General features: G+C 66.7%; 7 protein-coding genes. 5 read left to right on the forward strand and 2 right to left on the reverse strand.

Going from position 1 to position 7,478, the window contains the following annotated elements:
* Positions 1–1,107: sigma-54 dependent transcriptional regulator (locus Q0Q02_RS22310; protein WP_293812832.1), on the forward strand; the 1,107-nt coding region annotated here is incomplete at its 5' end.
* Between the two features lie 158 nt (positions 1,108–1,265).
* On the opposite strand, the gene Q0Q02_RS22315 is transcribed toward Q0Q02_RS22310, so the two are convergent.
* Entirely contained in the window at positions 1,266–2,462 is a 1,197-nt protein-coding gene (locus Q0Q02_RS22315) for a mandelate racemase/muconate lactonizing enzyme family protein (RefSeq protein WP_293812833.1), read from the reverse strand.
* Positions 2,459–3,217, reverse strand: a complete 759-nt coding sequence (locus Q0Q02_RS22320; RefSeq protein ID WP_293812835.1) for a GntR family transcriptional regulator — start codon at positions 3,215–3,217, stop codon at positions 2,459–2,461. Before Q0Q02_RS22320 ends, Q0Q02_RS22315 begins: the two co-directional genes overlap by 4 nt.
* Before the next feature lie 78 nt (positions 3,218–3,295).
* Here Q0Q02_RS22320 and Q0Q02_RS22325 point away from each other — a divergent pair, with 78 nt between their 5' ends.
* The 4 genes from Q0Q02_RS22325 to Q0Q02_RS22340 all read left to right on the forward strand — a co-directional run.
* Entirely contained in the window at positions 3,296–4,327 is a 1,032-nt protein-coding gene (locus Q0Q02_RS22325) for a succinylglutamate desuccinylase/aspartoacylase family protein (RefSeq protein ID WP_293812837.1), read from the forward strand.
* A 55-nt stretch (positions 4,328–4,382) separates the two neighbouring features.
* Positions 4,383–5,921, forward strand: a complete 1,539-nt coding sequence (locus tag Q0Q02_RS22330) for an ABC transporter substrate-binding protein (protein WP_293812839.1) — start codon at positions 4,383–4,385, stop codon at positions 5,919–5,921.
* A gap of 180 nt (positions 5,922–6,101) precedes the next feature.
* Positions 6,102–7,046 (forward strand): ABC transporter permease, encoded by a 945-nt coding sequence (locus Q0Q02_RS22335; RefSeq protein WP_293812841.1) that lies wholly within the window; start codon positions 6,102–6,104, stop codon positions 7,044–7,046.
* On the forward strand, positions 7,046–7,478 hold a 433-nt coding region (locus Q0Q02_RS22340; RefSeq protein ID WP_367275053.1), incomplete at its 3' end, for an ABC transporter permease. The genes Q0Q02_RS22335 and Q0Q02_RS22340, both read left to right, overlap by 1 nt.

The raw sequence follows: 7,478 nt of genomic DNA on the forward strand, positions 1-7,478 counted from the left end.
ATCTCCGGCCATGCCGATATCGCCACCGCCGTCGGCGCGATGAGCGAGGGCGCCTATGATTTCATCGCCAAGCCCTATGCCGGCGAGCGCCTCGTCGAGACCTTGAAACGCGCCGTGGAGAAGCGCGCGCTCGTCCTCGAGAACCGGCGCCTGCGGGCGCTGGCCGAGCAGGGCGAAGAGGAGACCGCGCTGATCGGCGAGACGCCCTCCATCGCGCGCCTGCGCCAGACCGTCCGCGAGCTTGCCGATGTCGATGTCGACGTGCTCGTGCTCGGCGAGACCGGGACCGGCAAGGAGGTCGTTGCAGGCCTGCTGCACCGGCTCGGACGCCGCCGCGACAAGTCCTTCGTCGCGCTGAACTGCGGCGCGCTGCCCGACAGCGTCATCGAGAGCGAGCTCTTCGGCTATGAGCCCGGCGCCTTCACCGGCGCACAGAAGCGGAGGATCGGCCGCATCGAGCATTCCAGCGGCGGCACGCTCTTCCTCGACGAGCTGGAGAGCATGCCGCCTTCGGCCCAGATCAAGCTGCTGCGCGTGCTGGAGATGCGCGAGATCGCGCCTTTGGGCTCGAACGACCTGCGCCGCGTCGATCTCCGGGTGGTGGCCGCCACCAAGGTCGATCTCGGCGACCCCGCCCAGCGCCGCGATTTCCGCGAGGATCTCTACTACCGCCTGAACGTCGTGACGCTGCGCATCCCGCCCTTGCGCGAGCGTCGCCGCGATATCCCGCTGCTGTTCACGCGATTCCTGGCCCGGGCGGCCGAGAAATACCGCCGGCCGTTGCCGACGCTCGATCGGGCTGTCGAGCGCCATCTGGTCGAGAACGACTGGCCCGGCAATGTCCGCGAACTCGTCCATTTCGCCGAGCGGGTCGCGCTCGGCCTTTCTAGCGATCTGCCGGCGCAATCAGACCGCCCCGACGCTTCGGTTGCCAGCCTGCCGGATCGCCTCAATGCGATCGAGGCGAACCTGATCCGCGAGGCGCTGGAGGCCAGTCGCGGCGATGTCCGCGCGACGCTGGAGATGCTCGGCATCCCCCGCAAGACCTTCTACGACAAGCTCGCCCGCCACGGCATCGACCGGGCGGCTTATGCGATAACGGAGTAAGCGAGGCCTCGCAGACGCTCGATGATTGTTCACGGAACCGCGCCGTCATTCCGGGCTTGACCCGGAATCCATCGTAGAGCGCGGAGCTTTATGATGGATTCCGGATCGGCGCCGCTATCGCGGCTTGTCCGGAATGACGATGTCGGTTCCTCTTGGTGTCAGCCGAACAGCGCGTCCGGTTCCGGTGTATACCGCCCCAGCTTGTCGCGATCGATCGTAACGCCGAGCCCCGGCAGGTCGGGAATCGTCAGCCAGCCCTCGGCATCGAGCGCGAAGGGCTTGGCCAGGATGCCGTCGACATAGGGGCTGCCGCCGATGAACTCGACGAGGTCGGCATCGGGGAAGGCTGAGGCCATCTGCAGGTCGGCGGCGAGGCCCAGCGCCGTGTTCCAGCCGTGTCCGACATATTTGACTCCGAGATCATAGGCCATCCAGGCGATACGGCGCTGCTCGGAGATGCCGCCGACCTTGGTGACGTCGGGCTGGACGATGTCGAGCGCGCCGGTCGTCAGCCAGGGAATGAAGCTCTGGCGCCGGGTCAGCACCTCGCAGCCGGCGATGGGCACAGGCGAAGAGCGGCGCAGCTCGCGATAATCGTCGATGGCGTCTGGCCTGACCGGTTCCTCGAACCAGCCGACCTCGTAATCCGCCAGCATCTCGGCGGTGCGCTTCGCCCATTTCAGCCCATGCGGCCAGAGCGCGTCGCTGGCGCCGGCATCGACGAAGAGCTTGGACTTCTCGCCGGCCGCCTCGCGCGCCGCACGGACGATCGCCTCGTCGAGCTTGACGTCGAGCGCCCGCCCGAACGGCCCCCAGCCGATCTTGAAAGCGCTGAAGCCTTTGTCGCGATAGCTGGCGACGACATCCTTCATCACCGCCGGCTCTTCCATCAGCAGCGAGCAATAGGGCTGCACGCGTTCGCGATAGCGCCCGCCGAGCAGCCGCCCGACGCTCAATCCCGTCGCCTGACCGAGAATGTCCCAGAGCGCGATGTCGATGCCGCTGATCGTATGGGTCAGCGTGCCGCCGCGCCCCATCCAGAAGGTGTTCTGGTGCAGCTTCTCGCTGACGAAATCGGGCGAGAGCGCGTCAGCCCCGAGAAAGAGCGGCTCCAGCACCTTCAGGCCGGCCTGCACGAGGCGGCCATCGGTGAAGACGCTGCCATAGCCGGTGAGACCCTGGTCGGTATGCACCGCGATCAGCGCATGGATCGAATCCTCCGGTCGGATCTCGGCCGACCAGCCGCCCTTCGGGCTTTCGCCGAAGAGGGGAGCGGCCTCGACGCGGGTGATGCGGAAGGGCGGGAGCCCCGCCGTCCGCCCGGCTGCGCGCGTCTGGATCGGCTGGTGGTTCACGGCATATCCCTTTCCCTGCGGCGCTGGGCGACGATGGCCTCGTAGTCCATCGCGTGGTTCATGACGGTGATGTGCTCGTCGAGCGTGCGCGTGATCACCGCGATGTCGCCGGCCTCGAAGGCGGCGAGCAGGTCGACATGCTCCTCGACCACGCCGGCCATCGGCTTGCCGAAGGTGGCGAGGCCGAAAATGATCGTGCATTGCGGCGCCAGCGTCTCCCACAGGTCGAAGGTGACGCTGTTGCCGCCGAGCCGGCAGAGCGCGCGGTGGAAGGCGGTATCGGCGACCGCGACCCCATAGGCGCTGCCGCGCGCCGCCATCAGCTCCATCTCCGCCACGGCGGCACGCAACTCATCGAGATGGGCGCCGCGATTGCGGCCGGTGGCGACGGCGCGCACGACCGCGCTGGCTTCGAGCGCGATCCGCGCCTCGATCAGGTCCGAGACACGCTCGTTCGTCACCGGGCGTAGGCGGATACCCTTATAGGGTTCGCTGACCACGACGCCCTGGCTTTCGAGCAGGCGTAGCGCCTCGCGCACCGGTACGCGGCTGACCCCGAGTTTGCGGGCGAGATCGACCTCGACGATCCGGTCGCCCGGCAGGATCAGCCCGGCAGCGGCGCCGGCGATGATCGCCTCTATTGCGTGATCCACGAGCGTCTGCGGCTGCAGGGGCTGCCAATCAGGGGCGGCGCTCTTCGCGCGCTCCTGTGTCGTTGGCTCGATCGCCTGCACTTGCTCGCCCGCTTCAGTCATCCGGCTCTCTGCCCTTCGCTTGACAGGTCGTATGATCGTATACAATCATACGAAATGCAAGAGCGAGAGGGGATCGCCATGGCGTCGGAAAGTCGGGTTCGGTGCGAGATCGACTTTGAAGCTTCGGGGCGGCAGGCCGGCTATCTGCGGGCACCCCTGTCGCGCAACACCTCCGGCTGGGGCGTCGTCGAAATTCCCGTCATCAGCGTGAAGAACGGTTCCGGCCCGACCATCCTGTTCACCGGTGGCGTGCATGGCGACGAGTACGAGGGCCAGATTGCGGTTTCTCGCCTCGCCCGCAGCCTCGACCCGGCCAAGGTGCAGGGCAGGGTGATCATGATCCCGGCACTGAACATGCCCGCCGTGCTCAACGACACCAGGCTGTCGCCGGTCGACAACCGCGACATGAACCGCTGCTTTCCCGGCAATCCGCGCGGCACCTTCTCGGAGATGCTGGCGCATTTCGTCGATAGCGTGGTGCTGCCGCTGGTCGATGTCTCCGTCGATCTCCACACTGCCGGCCATTCCGGCGACTCGGCGCTCTCGACCAACATGCACTACGTCGCCGATGCCAAATTGCGCGAGCGCACCATGGCGGCGGCCGCCGCTTTTGGAGCGCCTTACAACGTCGTGTTCTGGGGCGTCGACGAGGGCGCGACCCTGACCTCCTCGGTCGAGCGTCGCGGCATCCTTTCGCTCGGGACCGAGCTTGGCGGCTGGGGCCGGGTCAATGTCGAGGGCGTGCGCATCGCCGACCGGGCGCTGACCAATATCCTCAAGCATTGCGGCCTGATGGACGGAAAGCCCGACACGACGCAGCGCGACGGCTCGCCCGGCACCCGCCACATGATGGTGCGCGATGCCGCCGGCTATTCCTTCGCGCCGGCCGGCGGGCTGTTCGAGCCGCGCAATGTCGTCGGCGATGTCTGCCGGGCGGGCGATCTCGCCGGCTACCTGCATTTCATCGAGGACATCGACCGCGACCCGCTGGAGGTGCGCTACCGGCGCGATGGCGTGCTGTGGATGTCGGCGGGGCCCGGCCGCGTCCAGCGCGGCGATGCGGTCGCTGTCTTGATGGAGGATTACGACGCGGTGCGCGCCGCCGCCTGAGCAAATCTACGCCTGACCATACGTGCCTGACCATCAATCCTGAGGGGACAAGAACATGGCAAAGCACATCATCTTCGGCGCTGCGCTTGCAGCGACGCTCATGCTGGGAGGGGCGCAAGGCGTGCTGGCCCAGCGCAAGGGCGGCGACGTCGTCATCGGTATTAGCCAGGCGCCGCCTTCGCTCGATGCACAGATCACCTCGGCGCAGGCCTCGCGGAACGTCACGCTCCACATATTCGAGACGCTCTATGCCCGCGACGAGAACGCCAAGCCGGTGCCGGAACTGGCCGAGGGCGTGACGGTCTCGCCGGATGGAAAGACCTATGTCTTCCCGATCCGCAAGGACGTGACCTTCCATAACGGCAAGAAGCTCGATGCCGCCGATGTCGTCGCCTCGCTGGAGCGCTACCGCAAGATCGGCGCTTCGCCCGCGTTGGTCGCCGCCATCGACACGATCAAGGCCAGCGGCGAGCACGAGGTCACGGTCACGCTGAAACAGGCGCAATCGACCTTCCTCGACAATCTCTCCTCGCCCCGCGCGCCGATCGCGATCTATCCGGCGAGCGAAGCGGCCAAGGAAGCCGGCAAGATCGAGGTCATCGGCACCGGCCCCTACAAGTTCGTCGAGTACAGGCCGGACAGCCACGTCAAGCTGACGCGCTATGACGGCTATGCGCCCAATCCGAAGGGCACCGGCCGCGACGGCTTCGCCGGCAGGAAGGAGGCCTTCCTCGACACCGTCACCTTCCGCTTCATGCCGGAAGGCGGCGCCCGCAGCGCCGCGCTCGAGGCCGGCCAGATCCAGTTCAACGAGACTGTCGACGGGCCGACGGCGAAACGGCTGAGTTCTGACTCTCGCTTCACCATCCACAAGGTGATGCCGTTCGGCCTGCAGGTGATCAAGTTCAATCAGGCGCAGGGGCCGGGCAACGACGTGAACTTTCGGCTCGCCGTCCAGGCGGCCTTGGACATGGAGGAGATCATGGCGATCTCCTATGCCGATATCTACCAGATGGATCCGAGCTGGCTCTATCCGGGCGCGGCCTTCCACTCGACGGTCGGCAGCGACAAGTACAACAAAAGCGATATCAAGCTCGCCAAGGAGCTGCTCGCAAAGTCGTCCTACAAGGGCGGCAAGATCACCTTCATCACCGACAATCTGCGCCCGAATGTCGACACCGCGACGCTGGTCCAGCAGAAGCTGAAGGAGATCGGCGTCGAGGTCGATATCACCGTCGCCGACTGGCCGACCGTCTCGAAGATCGGCTTCACCCCGACCGGCTGGACCTTCTGGACCCACGGCTTCGGCATCGAGCCCTATGAAGGGCCGGGTTCGGTGATGGCGCCCTGGGTCAACGGCCTCTCGCAGCAGGCGAAGGACCCGGAGATCGACCGCATCGCCGCCGCCTTCAACGCCGAGATGGACGAAGGCAAGCGCAAGGCCCACTTCGACGCCTTCCAGAAGCACATGTACGACGCGGCCGTGGCGATGAAGGCCGGCAATTACGGTGTCTTCCAGGCTTCGACGGCCAAGCTCAAGAACTTCAAGCCCTATCGCATCCCGCGCATGTGGGGCGTCTGGCTGGAGCCTTGAGGGCTGCTGCTCCGGGGCACCCAGAACGATGTCATCCCGGCCGGAGCGCAGCGAAGAGCCGGGATCCATGCCTGAACCTTCTTCGGAAGCGCTCCGGCATGGATCCCGGGTCTCCCTCCGGTCGCCCGGGATGACGCGTACTTATCAGAACTAAGGCCTAACGCTCGAAAGGAGGGCGGCATGGGGCATTTCCTGATCCGCCGGCTCGCGGGCGCCTTTCTCGTGCTCGTCCTGGTCTCGCTGATGTCCTTCGCGCTGATCTGGCTGGTGCCAGGCGATCCGGCGGCGGCCTTCCTCGACGCCTCGGCGACGCCCGAGCAGGTCGCCAAGCTGCGCAGCGCGCTCGGGCTCGATCTCTCGCTGCCGCAGCAGATGCTCGGCTGGTATGGGCGCATCCTCAGCGGTGATCTCGGCCAGTCGATCCTGCTCAACCGCTCGGTGACGGCGGCGCTGATCGAGCGCCTGCCGGTCACGCTCTCGCTGGCGGCGCTGGCGCTCGCCTTCGCCGTGTTCTTCGGCGTTGCGGCCGGCATCGTCGCGGCCGTCAATCACAATCGCTGGCCCGATCAGGCGGTGATGACCACGGCTCTGCTCGGGCTTTCCGTGCCGGATTTCTGGCTCGGCCTCGTCATGGTGCTGGTCTTCGCGGTGTCGCTCGGCTGGCTGCCGAGCGGCGGCTTCACGCCCTTCCTGCAATCACCCACCGAATGGCTGCGCGGCATGGTGCTGCCGGCCCTGACCCTCGGCCTCGTCCAGGTCGGCTTCATCGCCCGCATGGCGCGCGCCTCGATGCTGGACACGCTCTCTCAGGACTATGTCCGCACCGCCGATGCCAAGGGGCTGGCCAAGCTCCATGTCGTCCTGCGCCATGCGCTGCCGAATGCGATGATCCCGATCCTCACCGTGATCGGCATCGTCTCCGGCGCTCTGCTGGGCGGCGCCGTCATCGTCGAGCAGGTCTTCTCGATCCCCGGCATCGGCCGCCTGATCGTCGGCGCCATCGCCTCGCGCGATTTCCCGGTGCTGCAAGGCGGCTTGCTCTTCCTCGCGGTCGTCTATCTCGCGATCAATCTCGTCGTCGACATCCTCTACGCCGTGGTCGACCCGCGGGTGAGACTGGCCTGATGCAGGGCACGCCACTCGTCGGCCCCGCGCTCTGGGGGCGCCTGCTGCGCAACCGCTCCTTCGTGATCGGGGCCGTGCTGGTGCTGCTGATGGTCGCGGTCGCGCTCGCCGCCGATTGGCTCACACCCTTCGATCCGCTCAAGAGCAATGTTCGGGCACGGCTCGCGGCGCCCAGCGCCGTGCACTGGTTCGGCACCGATCATTTCGGCCGCGACATCCTCTCGCGCGTCATGATCGGCGCCCGCATCTCGCTCGCCATCGGTGCCTGCACGGTCGTGCTGGCGGGAATCGCGGGTACGCTGAGCGGGGCCATCGCCGGCTATTTCTACCATCTCGACCAGCCGATCATGCGGATCATGGATGCGCTGATGGCGTTCCCGTCGATCGTGCTCGCCATGGTCGTCTCGGCGGTGCTCGGCGCATCGCTGACCA

The organism is uncultured Allobosea sp. (assembly GCF_945956895.1).
Taxonomy (GTDB): domain Bacteria; phylum Pseudomonadota; class Alphaproteobacteria; order Rhizobiales; family Beijerinckiaceae; genus Allobosea.